13 protein-coding genes are annotated in these 12,690 nt (G+C 70.3%); 8 read left to right on the plus strand and 5 right to left on the minus strand.

Annotation, left to right across the window (positions count from 1 at the left end):
- Positions 1 to 287, plus strand: a 287-nt coding sequence (locus ABZV31_RS21000; RefSeq protein WP_355895884.1) for a hypothetical protein, incomplete at its 5' end; no start/stop codon positions are given.
- An 18-nt stretch (positions 288 to 305) separates the two neighbouring features.
- Here ABZV31_RS21000 and ABZV31_RS21005 read toward each other — a convergent pair.
- Entirely contained in the window at positions 306 to 2,618 is a 2,313-nt protein-coding gene (locus ABZV31_RS21005) for a transglycosylase domain-containing protein (RefSeq protein ID WP_355895887.1), read from the minus strand.
- A gap of 440 nt (positions 2,619 to 3,058) precedes the next feature.
- Between ABZV31_RS21005 and wblA the strand changes: the two genes are divergently transcribed.
- Positions 3,059 to 3,397: a transcriptional regulator WblA gene (wblA, locus tag ABZV31_RS21010; protein WP_030177205.1), complete on the plus strand. Its 339-nt coding sequence runs from the start codon at positions 3,059 to 3,061 to the stop codon at positions 3,395 to 3,397.
- A gap of 181 nt (positions 3,398 to 3,578) precedes the next feature.
- Here the strand turns inward: wblA and ABZV31_RS21015 are convergent, their stop codons facing one another.
- Together ABZV31_RS21015 and ABZV31_RS21020 are read right to left on the minus strand one after the other, a co-directional pair.
- The gene (locus ABZV31_RS21015) at positions 3,579 to 5,012 is read right to left on the minus strand and encodes an ArsA family ATPase (RefSeq protein ID WP_355895891.1); all 1,434 of its coding nucleotides are present in this window, start codon (positions 5,010 to 5,012) and stop codon (positions 3,579 to 3,581) included.
- Positions 5,009 to 5,986, minus strand: a complete 978-nt coding sequence (locus ABZV31_RS21020) for an ArsA-related P-loop ATPase (RefSeq protein ID WP_355895894.1) — start codon at positions 5,984 to 5,986, stop codon at positions 5,009 to 5,011. The genes ABZV31_RS21015 and ABZV31_RS21020 overlap by 4 nt, the downstream gene beginning before the upstream one ends.
- A 72-nt stretch (positions 5,987 to 6,058) precedes the next feature.
- On the opposite strand from ABZV31_RS21020, the gene ABZV31_RS21025 reads away from it, so the two are divergent.
- The 4 genes from ABZV31_RS21025 to ABZV31_RS21040 all read left to right on the plus strand — a co-directional run bounded on the left by ABZV31_RS21025 (position 6,059) and on the right by ABZV31_RS21040 (position 8,547).
- The gene (locus ABZV31_RS21025; RefSeq protein ID WP_003991873.1) at positions 6,059 to 6,217 is read left to right on the plus strand and encodes a DUF4177 domain-containing protein; all 159 of its coding nucleotides are present in this window, start codon (positions 6,059 to 6,061) and stop codon (positions 6,215 to 6,217) included.
- Entirely contained in the window at positions 6,217 to 6,681 is a 465-nt protein-coding gene (locus tag ABZV31_RS21030) for a RidA family protein (protein ID WP_355895897.1), read from the plus strand. The genes ABZV31_RS21025 and ABZV31_RS21030 overlap by 1 nt, the downstream gene beginning before the upstream one ends.
- A gap of 59 nt (positions 6,682 to 6,740) precedes the next feature.
- Entirely contained in the window at positions 6,741 to 7,610 is an 870-nt protein-coding gene (locus ABZV31_RS21035) for an NUDIX hydrolase (protein WP_355895900.1), read from the plus strand.
- Positions 7,611 to 7,716: 106 nt separating this feature from the next.
- Positions 7,717 to 8,547, plus strand: a complete 831-nt coding sequence (locus tag ABZV31_RS21040) for an MBL fold metallo-hydrolase (RefSeq protein ID WP_355895902.1) — start codon at positions 7,717 to 7,719, stop codon at positions 8,545 to 8,547.
- On the opposite strand, the gene ABZV31_RS21045 is transcribed toward ABZV31_RS21040, so the two are convergent.
- Together ABZV31_RS21045 and ABZV31_RS21050 are read right to left on the minus strand one after the other, a co-directional pair.
- A complete protein-coding gene (locus ABZV31_RS21045; RefSeq protein ID WP_355895903.1) occupies positions 8,540 to 9,367 on the minus strand; it encodes a nucleotidyltransferase domain-containing protein in 828 nt (275 codons plus the stop codon). The genes ABZV31_RS21040 and ABZV31_RS21045 overlap by 8 nt on opposite strands.
- Positions 9,368 to 9,470: 103 nt before the next feature.
- Positions 9,471 to 10,145 carry a Crp/Fnr family transcriptional regulator gene (locus tag ABZV31_RS21050; protein ID WP_355895905.1) on the minus strand — a complete coding sequence of 225 codons (675 nt, stop codon included), beginning with the start codon at positions 10,143 to 10,145 and terminating at the stop codon, positions 9,471 to 9,473.
- A 335-nt stretch (positions 10,146 to 10,480) separates the two neighbouring features.
- Here ABZV31_RS21050 and nth point away from each other — a divergent pair, with 335 nt between their 5' ends.
- Together nth and ABZV31_RS21060 are read left to right on the plus strand one after the other, a co-directional pair.
- Positions 10,481 to 11,533, plus strand: a complete 1,053-nt coding sequence (nth, locus tag ABZV31_RS21055; protein ID WP_355895908.1) for an endonuclease III — start codon at positions 10,481 to 10,483, stop codon at positions 11,531 to 11,533.
- Between the two features lie 454 nt (positions 11,534 to 11,987).
- Positions 11,988 to 12,683, plus strand: a complete 696-nt coding sequence (locus ABZV31_RS21060) for a CoA pyrophosphatase (protein WP_355895909.1) — start codon at positions 11,988 to 11,990, stop codon at positions 12,681 to 12,683.
- Positions 12,684 to 12,690 lie beyond the last annotated feature (7 nt).

The raw sequence follows: 12,690 nt of genomic DNA on the forward strand, positions 1-12,690 counted from the left end.
GGCTGAAGCGCCGGTTCCTGCGCCCGGCTGTCGGCGGCTACAACCGGCTGAAGCGCCGGTTCCTGCGCCCGGCTGTCGGCGGCTACAACCGGCTGAAGCGCCGGTTCCTGCGCCCGGCTGTCGGCGGCTACAACCGGCTGACGTCCTGGCTGGCCGGTTGCCTGCGCCCGGATGTCGGCAGCCACAACCGGCTGAAGCCCTGGCTTCCGGCGCGCAGTTCGGTTCCGGCGCCCGCAAAACACCCGGCCCCTTCCTCTCCGTACGTCGGAAAGGAAGGGGCCGCTTGACCCGGTCGGGTACGGCCGTCAGCCGCGCCGCCCCCCGTTCCCGTTCCCGTTCCCGTTGGTCCCGGCGTTCTGGCCCTGGATGAAGCCCTCCGGGAAGGAGAAGGTGGGCGTCGGGAAGGGGCCGCCGTTCGTGGCGCCGCCGTTCGTGCCGCCGTTGGTCAGGCCGCCGATGATGCCGCCGATGTCGCCGGGGTTCCCACCGTTGTTGCCGTCGTCGCGGCCGTTACCGTTCCCGTGGCCTTTTCCCTTGCCCTTGTCGCCGCCGTCAGGGATGTCGACGAGGTGGAAGGACGGCGCGTCCTTGCCCGCGAGGGCGCCGGTCATCGCGTCCCGCCAGATCGGGCCGGGCACCTCGCCGCCGTAGACGAGCGAGTTGAACACACCGCCGATGCGGATGTTGATCATCTTGACCTTCTGGGTGGCGCTGCCCACCCACACCGCGCCGGACAGGTTCGGCGTGTAGCCGACGAACCAGGCGTTCTTGCGCTCGTCCGTCGTACCCGTCTTACCGGCGTTGTCGCGGTCGGAGAGGCCGGCCTGCTGACCCGTACCGGAGTCAACGACGCCCTGCAGCAGCGTGTTGACGGTGTCCGCGGTCTTCTCGGACATGGCCCGTGAGCAGGTCGACTTCGGCACCGCCAGCGACTTCTGCTGGCCGCCGATCTTCTGCGTGATCGACTCGATGGCGACCGGCGTGCAGTACGTGCCCCGGTTGGCGAAGGTGGCGTACGCGCTCGCCATCGTCAGCGGGGAGATGCCCACCGAACCCAGCGCGATGGCGGGCTTCTCGGGCAGCTTCTTGCCGTCGCCCTGCACCACGTGCAGCTTGTCGGTCATTTTGACCACCGGGCACAGGCCGATGTCGGAGATCATCTGGACGAAGTAGGTGTTGACCGACTTCGCCATCGCCTCCTTCATCCGGTACGGGCCGACCTCCGACTGGCTCTCGTTCTCCACCTTGTCGTGGTCGATGTTGACCCACGGCCTGCTGCCGCACGTCTGGACCGGGCTCGGGTATTCCATCTTGTACGGCGACGAGTACTCCTGCGTCGCCTGCTTGCCCTGCTCCAGCGCGGCCGCCGCCACGAACGGCTTGAACGTCGAACCGGTCGGGAAGCCGAAGTTCGAGCCGCCCATGTCGCTGCCGACCGAGAAATTGATCTCGGTCTCGTTCTTGCCGTAGCCGTACGGCTTGGACTGGCCCATCGCGACGACCTTGCCGGTGCCGGGCTCGACCAGCACGGCCGCCGCGGCGACCTGGTCCGACTTGTAGACGTGCTGCTTGAGCGAGGCCTGCACGGACTCCTGCGCCTGCGGGTCCAGCGTCGTACGGATGGTCAGGCCGCCCTGGTTCCAGACCTTGGCCCGCTGCTCGCGGGTCTTGCCGAAGACCGGGTCGTTGAGGAAGACCTGCTCGACGTACTTGCAGAAGAAGCTGGCGCCCTTGACCGCGGTGATGCACCCGTTGCGCGGCTGGGTGATCTTCAGACCAAGCGGCGCCTTCTTGGCCTTGTCGGCCTCCGCCTGGGAGATGTTGCCGACCTCGGCCATGCGCTGCAGCACGACGTTGCGCCGCTTGGTGGCCTCCGCCTCGTCGTTGACCGGGTCGTACCGGCTCGGCGACTGGACGATGCCGGCCAGCAGCGCCGCCTCCTGCAGGTTGAGGTCCTTGGCGTGCTTGGAGAAGTAGCGCTGGGAGGCGGCCTCGACGCCGTAGGACTGCTCGCCGAAGAACGTGATGTTCAGGTAGTTCTCGAGGATCTTCTTCTTGCCGAGTTCCTTCTCGACCTGGATCGCGTACTTCAGCTCCTTGATCTTGCGGCCCAGGGTCTGCTGGGTGGCCTGCGCGACCTTCGTCGGGTCGTCACCGGCCTCCTCGACGAAGACGTTCTTCACGTACTGCTGCGTGAGCGTGGACGCGCCCTGGGCGACCCCGCCACTCTGCGCGTTCTTGTTCAGCGCGCGCAGAACGCCCTTCAGGTCGATCGCGCCGTGCTGGTAGAAGCGCGAGTCCTCGATCGCGACGATCGCCTTCTGCATGTACGGCGAGATGTCCTTCAGGTCGACCACCGTACGGTCGCGGGAGTAGACCTGCGCGATCTGGTGGCCCTGGTTGTCCAGGATCGTGGTGCGCTGGCTGAGTGGCGGGCGCTTGAGGTTGGCCGGAATCTCGTCGAATCCCTCGACCGACCCCTTGGCTGCCAGGCCCAGCGCGCCGGCCGCGGGCAGCGCGATGCCGGCCAGGACCGCTCCCGCGAGCACACTGACACCGAGGAACTTGGCGGCCTGCTGCGTTGGCGACAGACCTCCGCCCGAGCGCTTCTTTGGCATGAGGGCAGCCTACGTTCTCAATCGCCGGACACGCGTATATGCCTTGGCCTAAGCTGCTCTCAACTGTCACAGCAGTGCGGCCACGTATCAATACGTCCGGCCACCCAGAAACGTTCGCGGATCTTCGCGACTTTTTTGTCACGGTGTGTCGGGAGCGAGGGTGAGGGCGTGTTGGGTCCGTGCCCGAATTCACCTTGTGTGTCATCTGGCGTCCGTTGTGGCGCAACAGAAATGCCCCGTTGTGCCGGGAATGTCGCGGATGTCGCCAATCACTCCCCCGGGTGATCTGCCGCTTACCCATAGTCCGTTCGGGCCATTCAAGATTGGGCCCGAAGGGGGTGTTGCGCCGTGCCCACCTTCCGTAACGTCCTCAACTGGCGGCGGTGAATATGCCGCTGCCGCCGTGGGGGAGCCTCGATTCGGGAGAGGACGGCGCCGGTATGGGCTGGGTAACCGACTGGAGTGCGCAGGCGGCCTGCCGCACTACCGATCCGGATGAACTGTTCGTTCAGGGAGCAGCGCAGAACAGGGCCAAGGCGGTGTGCACCGGATGCCCGGTACGCACCGAGTGCCTCGCCGACGCGCTCGACAACCGCGTCGAGTTCGGCGTGTGGGGAGGCATGACGGAGCGGGAGCGCCGCGCACTGCTGCGCCGGCGGCCGACCGTCACCTCGTGGCGCCGGCTGCTCGAGACGGCTCGTATGGAGTACGAGCGCGGGGCGGGCCTGGTGTCCCTCGACGACGACCAGGTGTACGAGAACTACGCGGCGGTGAGCTGAGGGCACCACCCTCAACCACCTGAGGGCACCCCCTCGGTCATCCGAGGATCATCTGAGGGTGTTCCCTCGGTCACTTGAGGGACCCTCCTCGGTCATTTGAGGAACCATCCTCGGTCACTTGAGGAACCCTCTCCGGCACCCGCCTCGGGTGAGGCAGGGTGTGCGCTTCGGGCGCCTCAGGTCAGGCAGTGGCCTCGGGCAGCTCCCGTCGGTTGTCCGCGAGCCGGTTTCCGATGTCCCGCAGCCCCGCGAGGTCGTGCACGTCGCCGGGCAGCGCGGCCACTTCGGCCACCGCCACCTCGGGGTGCAGCGCGGTGAAGCGGTCACGCGTGCGCTGCTCGCGGGAGAGCAGCTGCATGCGCTCGGCGTGCAGCCTCAGCAGGCCTGCGGTGAGCTGGTCGACGGACCGCTCCGGGTCCGTGGGTTCCGGGTCCGTTCGTTTCGCGTCGGCCCGTTTCGCGTCGGTCCGTTCCATGTCCGTGCGCTCCGAGTCCGTGGCGGCGGGGGAGCCTTCGTCGGAAGCTGGTGCCTCGGAAGCGGGAGAATCTGAACTTCCGTACGTGTCAGGAGAGTTACGAAGTCCAGCTTTCCCGTCCTCCTGATCCACAATGCGGGGCTCTTCAAGATTTTCCGCGGCGGCGAGCGCCCGCTCGGCCGACAGATGGTCGGCGCCGCTGCCGTGGACCCGGTTGAGCACCAGACCGGCGAGGGGCATCTTCTCGGCGGCCAGCCGCTCCACGAAGTACGCGGCCTCGCGCAGCGCGTCCCGCTCCGGGGCCGCGACCACCAGGAACGCCGTCCCCGGCGCCTGGAGCAGCTTGTACGTCGCGTCCGCGCGCGTACGGAAGCCCCCGAACGTCGTGTCCATCGCGGACACGAACGTCTGGACGTCCTTCAGCAGCTGACCGCCCAGCAGCTTGCCGAGGGTGCCGGTCATCATCGACATTCCGACGTTCAGGAACTTCATCCCCGCGCGCCCGCCGAGCTTCGCCGGGGCCGTCAGCAGGCGGATCAGCCGGCCGTCCAGGAAGGACCCGAGCCGCTTCGGCGCGTCCAGGAAGTCCAGGGCCGAGCGCGACGGCGGCGTGTCGACGACGATGAGGTCCCACTCGTCCTTGGCCCGCAGCTGCCCCAGCTTCTCCATCGCCATGTACTCCTGCGTGCCCGCGAAGCCCGCCGAGAGCGACTGGTAGAAGGGGTTGGCCAGGATCGCGGCCGCCCGCTCGGGGTCCGCGTGCGCCTCGACGATCTCGTCGAAGGTGCGCTTCATGTCGAGCATCATGGCGTGCAGCTCGCCGTCGCCCTCGGTGCCCTTTACCCGGCGCGGGACGTTGTCGAGCGAGTCGATGCCCATGGACTGGGCGAGCCGACGGGCCGGGTCGATGGTGAGGACCACCACCTTGCGGCCGCGCTCGGCGGCCCGCAGGCCGAGGGCCGCAGCCGTCGTCGTCTTGCCGACCCCGCCCGAGCCGCAGCACACCACGATCCGGGTCTTCGGATCGTCGAGCAGCGGATCGACGTCGAGCACGCGCGCGGGGGTCAGCCTGCGGGCGGAGTCGTGCCCGTGGGCCGAGGGGCGTGCGGTCTCGTGCGCGTAGGTCGGGTCCGGGCTCATGACATCCCCTGCTTCCGCAGCTCGGTCGCCAGTTCGTACAGGCCCGCCAGGTCCATGCCCTCGGCGAGCAGCGGCAGTTCGTGCAGCGGCAGGCCCAGCTCGCCGAGGACGGACCGCTGTTCCTGCTCCAGCGCGTACCGCTCGGCGTACTCCTCGGCCTGCTTCAGCAGCGGATCCACGAGCCGCTCGGCGTTCCCGCCGCGTCGCGCCCCGCCGAGCCCGGCGGAGGACAGTGACCGGGAGACGGCGGTACGCGGAACGGTGCGTACGAGTTCCAGATCTGCGCTGTCCAACACCTGCGGCCGCACCATGTTCACGATGATGCGCCCCACCGGCAACCGCGCGGCGCGCAGTTCGGCGATGCCGTCCACGGTCTCCTGGACGGGCATCTCCTCCAGCAGCGTCACCAGGTGCACAGCCGTCTCGGCCGACTTCAGCACCCGCATCACGGCCTGCGCCTGATTGTGTATCGGGCCGATCTTCGCGAGCCCGGCCACCTCGTCGTTGACGTTGAGGAATCGGGTGATGCGTCCGGTCGGCGGCGCGTCCATGACGACGTAGTCGTATACGAACCGTCCGCTTTTGTCCTTGCGCCGTACCGCCTCGCACGCCTTGCCGGTCAGCAGGACGTCCCTCAGGCCGGGCGCGATGGTGGTGGCGAAATCGATGGCGCCGAGCTTCTTCAGGGCCCGGCCGGCGCCGCCCAGCCTGTAGAACATCTGGAGGTAGTCCAGCAGGGCCCGTTCGGGGTCGATGGCCAGTGCGTACACCTCCCCGCCCCCGGGAGCTACGGCGATCTTCCGCTCCTCATAGGGCAACGCCTCCGTCTCGAAGAGCTGTGCGATGCCCTGCCGACCCTCGACCTCGACGAGGAGCGTCCGCTTCCCCTCCGTGGCCAGGGCCAGCGCGAGGGACGCGGCGACCGTCGTCTTTCCGGTCCCGCCCTTGCCGCTGACGACCTGGAGCCTGCTCACGTCTTCGAGCCTAACCAGTCCGCGCTCGGCCTACGCGGGAGGCTGTGGACAACAGGGGCTACAGTCGGCCACATGACCAAGTGGGAATACGCAACCGTGCCGCTGCTCGTCCATGCCACGAAGCAGATTCTGGACACCTGGGGCGAGGACGGCTGGGAGCTCGTCCAGGTCGTGCCCGGGCCGAACAACCCGGAGCAGCTGGTGGCCTACCTGAAGCGGGAGAAGCAGTGATGAGCGCGGTCGAGGCGAGGCTGGCCGAACTGGGGCTGACGCTGCCGGAGGTCGTGCCGCCGCTGGCCGCCTACCAGCCGGCCGTACAGTCCGGGCCGTACGTCTACACCGCCGGCCAGCTGCCGATGGTGGAGGGCAAGCTGCCGGTCACCGGCAAGGTGGGCCTGGAGGTCACGCCGGAGGAGGCCAAGGACCTGGCGCGCACCTGCGCGCTGAACGCCCTCGCGGCCGTCAAGTCCGTCGCGGGCGACCTGGACCGTATCGCGCGCGTGGTGAAGGTCGTGGGCTTCGTCGCCTCGGCCGCGGACTTCACGGGCCAGCCGGGCGTCGTCAACGGCGCGAGCGAGCTGCTGGGCGAGGTCCTCGGCGACAAGGGCGTGCACGCGCGGAGCGCGGTCGGCGTGGCGGTGCTGCCGCTGGACGCGCCCGTGGAGGTGGAGATCCAGGTCGAGCTGGTTCCCTAGTCGCCCCCTGACCTCGGGGACCTCTCGAACATTCGCTCACCACGGGATAGCCTCCGCCCATGGCGAATGGGCAGTGGTTTCCCCCGGACTGGCCGGACCGCATCCGCGCGCTCGCGGACGGCACCCTGACTCCGGTCGCTCCGAAGCGCGCGGCCACCGTCATGCTCCTGAAGGACACAGACACCGGGCCTGCCGTCCACATGCTGCGCAGACGCGCCTCCATGGCCTTCGCCGGAGGCGCGTACGCGTACCCGGGCGGCGGCGTCGACCCCCGCGACGACGACCACCAGGTCCGCTGGGCGGGCCCCACGCGCGCGTGGTGGGCCGATCGGCTCGGCGTCGACGACACGGCGGCCCAGGCGATCGTCTGCGCGGCCGTCCGGGAGACATACGAGGAGGCAGGCGTCCTGCTCGCCGGCCCCACCCCCGACTCCGTCGTCGGCGACACCACAGGCCCGGACTGGGAGGCGGACCGCGCCGCCCTGGTCGCCCGCGAGCTGTCCTTCGCCGAGTTCCTCGACCGCCGGGGGCTGGCCCTGCGCTCGGACCTGCTGGGCGCCTGGGCCCGCTGGATCACCCCCGAGTTCGAACCCCGCCGCTACGACACCTGGTTCTTCGTGGCCGCCCTTCCGGAGGGGCAGCGCACCCGGAACGCCTCCACGGAGGCCGACCGCACGGTATGGATCCGCCCCGAGCACGCGGCGGCCTCGTACGACAAGGGCGAGCTGCTGATGATGCCGCCCACCATCGCCACCCTGCGCCAGCTGACCCCGTGCGGCAGCGCCGCCGAGGCGCTCGCGGCGGCGCAGGCCCGCGATCTGACCCCCGTCCTCGCGCAGGCCCGTCTGGTGGACGGCGAGATCGTCCTGTCCTGGCCGGGCCACGACGAGTTCACCAAGCACATCCCGACCGGCACGGCTCCCGCATGACACGGCACGGCCCCGGCGTCCCGCACGACACGGCACGGCCCCGGTGCGACACCGCACGACCCCCGCACGACCCCCGCACGACACACGTCCAGGAAGGTCCCCTCGCATGACGGACGCAGCAGCGCTCCCCGGCCAGCCCCGGGGCGGCGTCCTCTCCGGCCCGGCCACCGCGCGGGCCGTCAACGTCCTCGCGCCCAACCCTTCCGCCATGACCCTGGACGGCACCAACACCTGGATCGTCTCGGAGCCCGACTCCGACCTGGCCGCGGTGGTCGACCCGGGCCCGCTGGACGAGGGCCACCTGCGCACCGTCGTCGACACCGCGGAGAAGGCCGGCAAGCGCGTCGCCCTGACCCTGCTCACGCACGGTCACCCCGACCACGCCGAAGGTGCCGCCCGCTTCGCCGAGCTGACCGGCACCAAGGTGCGGGCCCTGGACCCGGCGCTGCGACTGGGCGACGAGGGCCTGGGCAACGGGGACGTGATCAGGGTGGGCGGACTGGAGCTGAGGGTCGTACCGACCCCCGGCCACACCGCGGACTCCCTCTGCTTCCACCTCCCGGCCGACCAGGCGGTGCTCACAGGCGACACGATCCTGGGCCGCGGCACGACGGTCGTGGCACACCCCGACGGCCGTCTCGGCGACTACCTGGACTCCCTGCGGCGCCTGAGATCCCTCACGGTCGACGACGGCGTCCACACGGTCCTCCCCGGCCACGGCCCCGTCCTGGAGGACGCCCAGGGCGCCGTCGAGTACTACCTCGCCCACCGCGCCCACCGGCTCGCCCAGGTCGAGACGGCGGTCGAGGACGGCTACCGCACCCCGGCCGAGATCGTCGCCCACGTGTACGCCGACGTGGACCGCTCCCTGTGGCCGGCGGCGGAGCTCTCGGTGCGGGCGCAGCTGGACTACCTGGAGGAGCACGGGCTCATCTAACGCCGGGACGCGGCGCCTTGACGCCGTGCACGCGCGCGTACTCCTCGGCGAGCCAGGGCCCGAGGTCGTCGACGTACGTGTGCAGGACGGCGAGGTCACCGACCGGTTCGTAGCCGTGGACGGCCGCCGCGCGCATCCGTGCGGCCCGCGCGGGGTAGTAGGCGCCGAAGACGTCGGCCATCTCCCGGAGATCGCTGGTCCAGCCCTGCCAGCGCGGCATGACGAGGGTGAGCCCCGTCCGGACCAGATGCCGGGACATGAACCGTACGAGGGGCCTGCGGGCCTCGTCCGAGTCCTCGGCCGCGGCGATCCGCTCCCGCCACCGGGGAAGGTGGAGGAACAGATCGCCGTTGGTCTCCCGCGCGAGGAGCGAGTCGGGGCGGTAGCGGGGCAGGTGCTCGGCGAGATCGTCCCCGAGCAGCGGCGTGCAGAGGCAGGCGACGAACCAGCCCAGGTCGTACCGTTCCAGCTCGCTCAGCAGCCGCGCCCGGCTGAAGAGCAGCGTGCCGACCCCGTCGATCTGCGGGAACTCCTTGTCGACAGCCTCCCCGAACGCGCGGGCGTCCCGCCGGTCGGCATCGCTCGGCTCGTTTCGCAGCGCGACCAGGAGGTCCAGGTCACTGCGCCCCACGCGCGCGGTGCCGCGTGGGATGGACCCGTAGAGGTACGCGCTGTGCAGCCGCGCCCCGAAGACATCCAGCAGTTGCTCACGGGCGGCCGCGACGCCAGGGCGGAAGGCGTGGGGGACACGCGCGAGCGAGCCTTCGCGCTCGAGGTATCCCCCGGGGCCGAGGCCTTTGCGGGAGGCGGTTTCAGGCACGGGTCTTCCTGTGCAGCGCGGGTCGGCATCATCCGGCCACACAGCAACAAGGCCCCGCCTCACACGAGACGGGACCCCATCGACGTACGGGCAGAACCTGGTGTCAGCGCGAGCGCTTCGCGAGCCTCTCCACGTCCAGGAGGATGACCGCGCGCGCCTCCAGACGGAGCCAGCCGCGCTGGGCGAAGTCCGCCAGGGCCTTGTTCACGGTCTCGCGGGACGCGCCGACCAGCTGGGCCAGCTCCTCCTGCGTCAGGTCGTGCACGACGTGGATGCCCTCTTCCGACTGCACGCCGAAGCGGCGGGAGAGGTCCAGCAGGGCGCGGGCGACACGGCCCGGCACGTCCGAGAAGACCAGGTCGGACATCTGGTCGTTGGTCTTGCGCAGGCGCCGTGCGACGGCGCGCAGCAGCGCACCGGCCACCTCGGGCCGTGCGTTCAGCCAGGGCTGGAGGTCGCCGTGGCCCAGGCCGAGCAGCTTGACCTCGGTCAGGGCGGTCGCCGTCGCGGTGCGCGGGCCCGGGTCGAAGAGCGACAGTTCGCCGATGAGCTCGCCGGGGCCGACCACGGCCAGCATGTTCTCGCGGCCGTCGGGGGACGTGCGGTGCAGCTTGACCTTGCCCTCGGTGACCACGTAGAGACGGTCACCCGGGTCGCCCTCGTGGAACAGCGAGTCGCCGCGTGCGAGGGTCACCTCCGTCATGGAGGCGCGGAGCTCCGCGGCCTGCTCGTCGTCGAGCGCCGCGAAGAGCGGATTGCGCCGCAGAACGTCGTCCACGAGTTCTCTCCTTGTCGACCTGCTCAGGGGATCTTGCTCCCCGGTGTGCCAGGGGACCGTGTTCCCCATTTTGCCGGACGATCCAAACAGTGTGATCTGTCACAAGGATGCCGCACAGGTGTCCCGAGGTGAGCGGCAGGGGTCCAATCGGGGGCTGATCTCCGGGGTCCGGGGCGGATGTCGGCCCCGGGCTTTAGGCTGGCCGGGTGTCCAAATCGCCGGTGAGAGCACAGGCCGAGGGGGCTGGGCGGGTGGTTGTACGTCAGGGTTCCGCTGTGGGCGAACGGGAGTCCGACAGTGGAAAGAAAACGGAAAAAACAGCCCAAAAGTCGCCCGTGAAGAAGGCGACGCCGGTGAAGAAGGTTGCGGCGGAGAAGACCGCCGCGAAGAAGGCCCCGTCGAAGACGGCTGCGGCGGAGAAGACCGCGGCGAAGGAGACCGCCACGAAGAAGACCGCGGCGAAGACGACGACGGCGAAGAAGACGACGGCCAAGAAGACGACGGCCAAGAAGACCGCCGCGAAGGAGAAGAAGGTGACCGTCGCGCCCCAGAAGGCCTCGGTCGCCGTGAAGCAGGCCTCTCCCGTGAAGACCGTCGCCCCGAAGCCGCCGAAGAACGAGTCGCGCGCCGCCCTCGTCCGCCGCGCCCGCCGTATCAACCGTGAGCTCGCCAAGCTGTACCCGTACGCGCACCCCGAGCTGGATTTCGAGAACCCCTTCCAGCTGCTGATCGCCACGGTCCTGTCCGCCCAGACCACGGACCTCCGGGTCAACCAGACGACGCCCGCGCTGTTCGCCAAATACCCCACCCCCGAGGATCTCGCCGCCGCCAATCCGGAGGAGGTCGAGGAGATCCTCCGGCCCTGCGGCTTCTTCCGGGCCAAGACCAAAGCGGTCATGGGCCTGTCCAAGGCACTGGTGGAGGAGTTCGGCGGCGAGGTCCCGAGCCGTCTCGAGGACCTCGTCAAGCTGCCCGGCGTCGGCCGCAAGACCGCCTTCGTGGTCCTCGGCAACGCCTTTGGCCGCCCCGGCATCACCGTGGACACGCACTTCCAGCGGCTGGTGCGGCGTTGGAAGTGGACCGACGAGACCGACCCCGAGAAGATCGAGGCCGCCGTCGGGGCGCTCTTCCCGAAGAGCGAGTGGACGATGCTCTCGCACCGCGTGATCTTCCACGGCCGCCGCATCTGCCATGCCCGCAAGCCCGCCTGTGGCGCCTGTCCCATCGCCCCGCTCTGCCCGTCCTACGGCGAGGGCGAGACCGACCCGGAGAAGGCGAAGAAGCTGCTGAAGTACGAGAAGGGCGGCTTCCCGGGCCAGCGCCTCAAGCCCCCGAAGCCCTACCTGGACGCGGGCGGCAAGCCGGCGCCGCCTCTGGGGGCCGGATGACGGGACGATCGCATCGGCCGATGCCGACGCGTCGGCCCGCGACGACGGGCCCGCGGACGACGGCGGGTCGGCGGACGACGGCGGGTCGGCGGACGACGGCGGGCCCGCGGACGACGGAGGTTCGGCGGACGTCGGCGGGTCGGCGGACGTCGGCGGGTCGGCAGACGTCGGCGGGTCGGCGGACGACGGAGGTTCGGCGGACGTCGGCGGGTCGGCGGACGACGGAGGTTCGGCGGACGACGGCGGGTCGGCGGACGACGGAGGGTCGGCCCGCGACCGCGGATCGGCGGACGACAACCGATCGGCGGACGAAGGTGGGCCGGCCGGCGCCTGGGGCTCGGTCCACGCACGCTTCGGATCGGTTGCCGGGGGCGAAGCGCTCGCTGCCCGTGGAGCCGGTGGAACGATCTCGGTGCTGTGGGGCGTTGGACACGGCAGGACGACGGGGGTGGCGATGACGCGTGCGAGTGATACTCACGGCGGCCCGGTGGAGCTCAGCAAGGAGGGGCTGCCGGGTTGGCTGGATCCGGTCGTGCACGTCGTGGAGACGGTCCAGCCAGTCCAGCTGAGCCGCTTCCTGCCGCCGGAGAACGGGGACGGGCGCCAGTCCGCCGTCCTGATCCTCTTCGGCGAGGGTGAGCGCGGGCCCGAGCTGCTGCTGATGGAGCGGGCGAGCTCGCTGCGCTCCCACGCGGGCCAGCCGTCCTTCCCCGGCGGCGCCCTCGACCCCGAGGACGGCGACCCGAAGGCGGAGGGTCCGCTGCGCGCCGCCCTGCGCGAGGCCGAGGAGGAGACGGGTCTCGATCCGAGCGGCGTCCAGCTGTTCGGCGTGCTGCCAAGGCTCTACATCCCGGTCAGCGGCTTCGTCGTCACCCCCGTGCTCGGCTGGTGGCGCAAGCCCAGCCCCGTCGGCGTCGTCGATCCGGGCGAGACCGCCCGCGTCTTCACGGTCCCCGTGGCGGATCTCACGAACCCGGAGAACCGCGCCACGACCGTCCATCCCAGCGGCCACCGAGGCCCGGCGTTCCTGGTCGAATCGGCCCTCGTGTGGGGCTTCACGGCCGGAATCATCGACCGCCTGCTCCACTACGCGGGCTGGGAGCAGCCCTGGGACCGCACCAAGCAGGTCCCGCTCGACTGGCGGTCATGACAGGGTG

The organism is Streptomyces sp. NPDC005202 (assembly GCF_040608235.1).
Classification (GTDB): domain Bacteria; phylum Actinomycetota; class Actinomycetes; order Streptomycetales; family Streptomycetaceae; genus Streptomyces.

Bases quoted from the DNA above. Each gene is read 5' to 3' on its own strand.
- ABZV31_RS21005 (WP_355895887.1), bottom strand. From the start codon at position 2,618: ATGCCAAAGAAGCGCTCGGGCGGAGGTCTGTCGCCAACGCAGCAGGCC.
- wblA (WP_030177205.1), top strand. From the start codon at position 3,059: ATGGGCTGGGTAACCGACTGGAGTGCGCAGGCGGCCTGCCGCACTACC.
- ABZV31_RS21015 (WP_355895891.1), bottom strand. From the start codon at position 5,012: ATGAGCCCGGACCCGACCTACGCGCACGAGACCGCACGCCCCTCGGCC.
- ABZV31_RS21025 (WP_003991873.1), top strand. From the start codon at position 6,059: ATGACCAAGTGGGAATACGCAACCGTGCCGCTGCTCGTCCATGCCACG.
- ABZV31_RS21030 (WP_355895897.1), top strand. From the start codon at position 6,217: ATGAGCGCGGTCGAGGCGAGGCTGGCCGAACTGGGGCTGACGCTGCCG.
- ABZV31_RS21035 (WP_355895900.1), top strand. From the start codon at position 6,741: ATGGCGAATGGGCAGTGGTTTCCCCCGGACTGGCCGGACCGCATCCGC.
- ABZV31_RS21040 (WP_355895902.1), top strand. From the start codon at position 7,717: ATGACGGACGCAGCAGCGCTCCCCGGCCAGCCCCGGGGCGGCGTCCTC.
- ABZV31_RS21060 (WP_355895909.1), top strand. From the start codon at position 11,988: ATGACGCGTGCGAGTGATACTCACGGCGGCCCGGTGGAGCTCAGCAAG.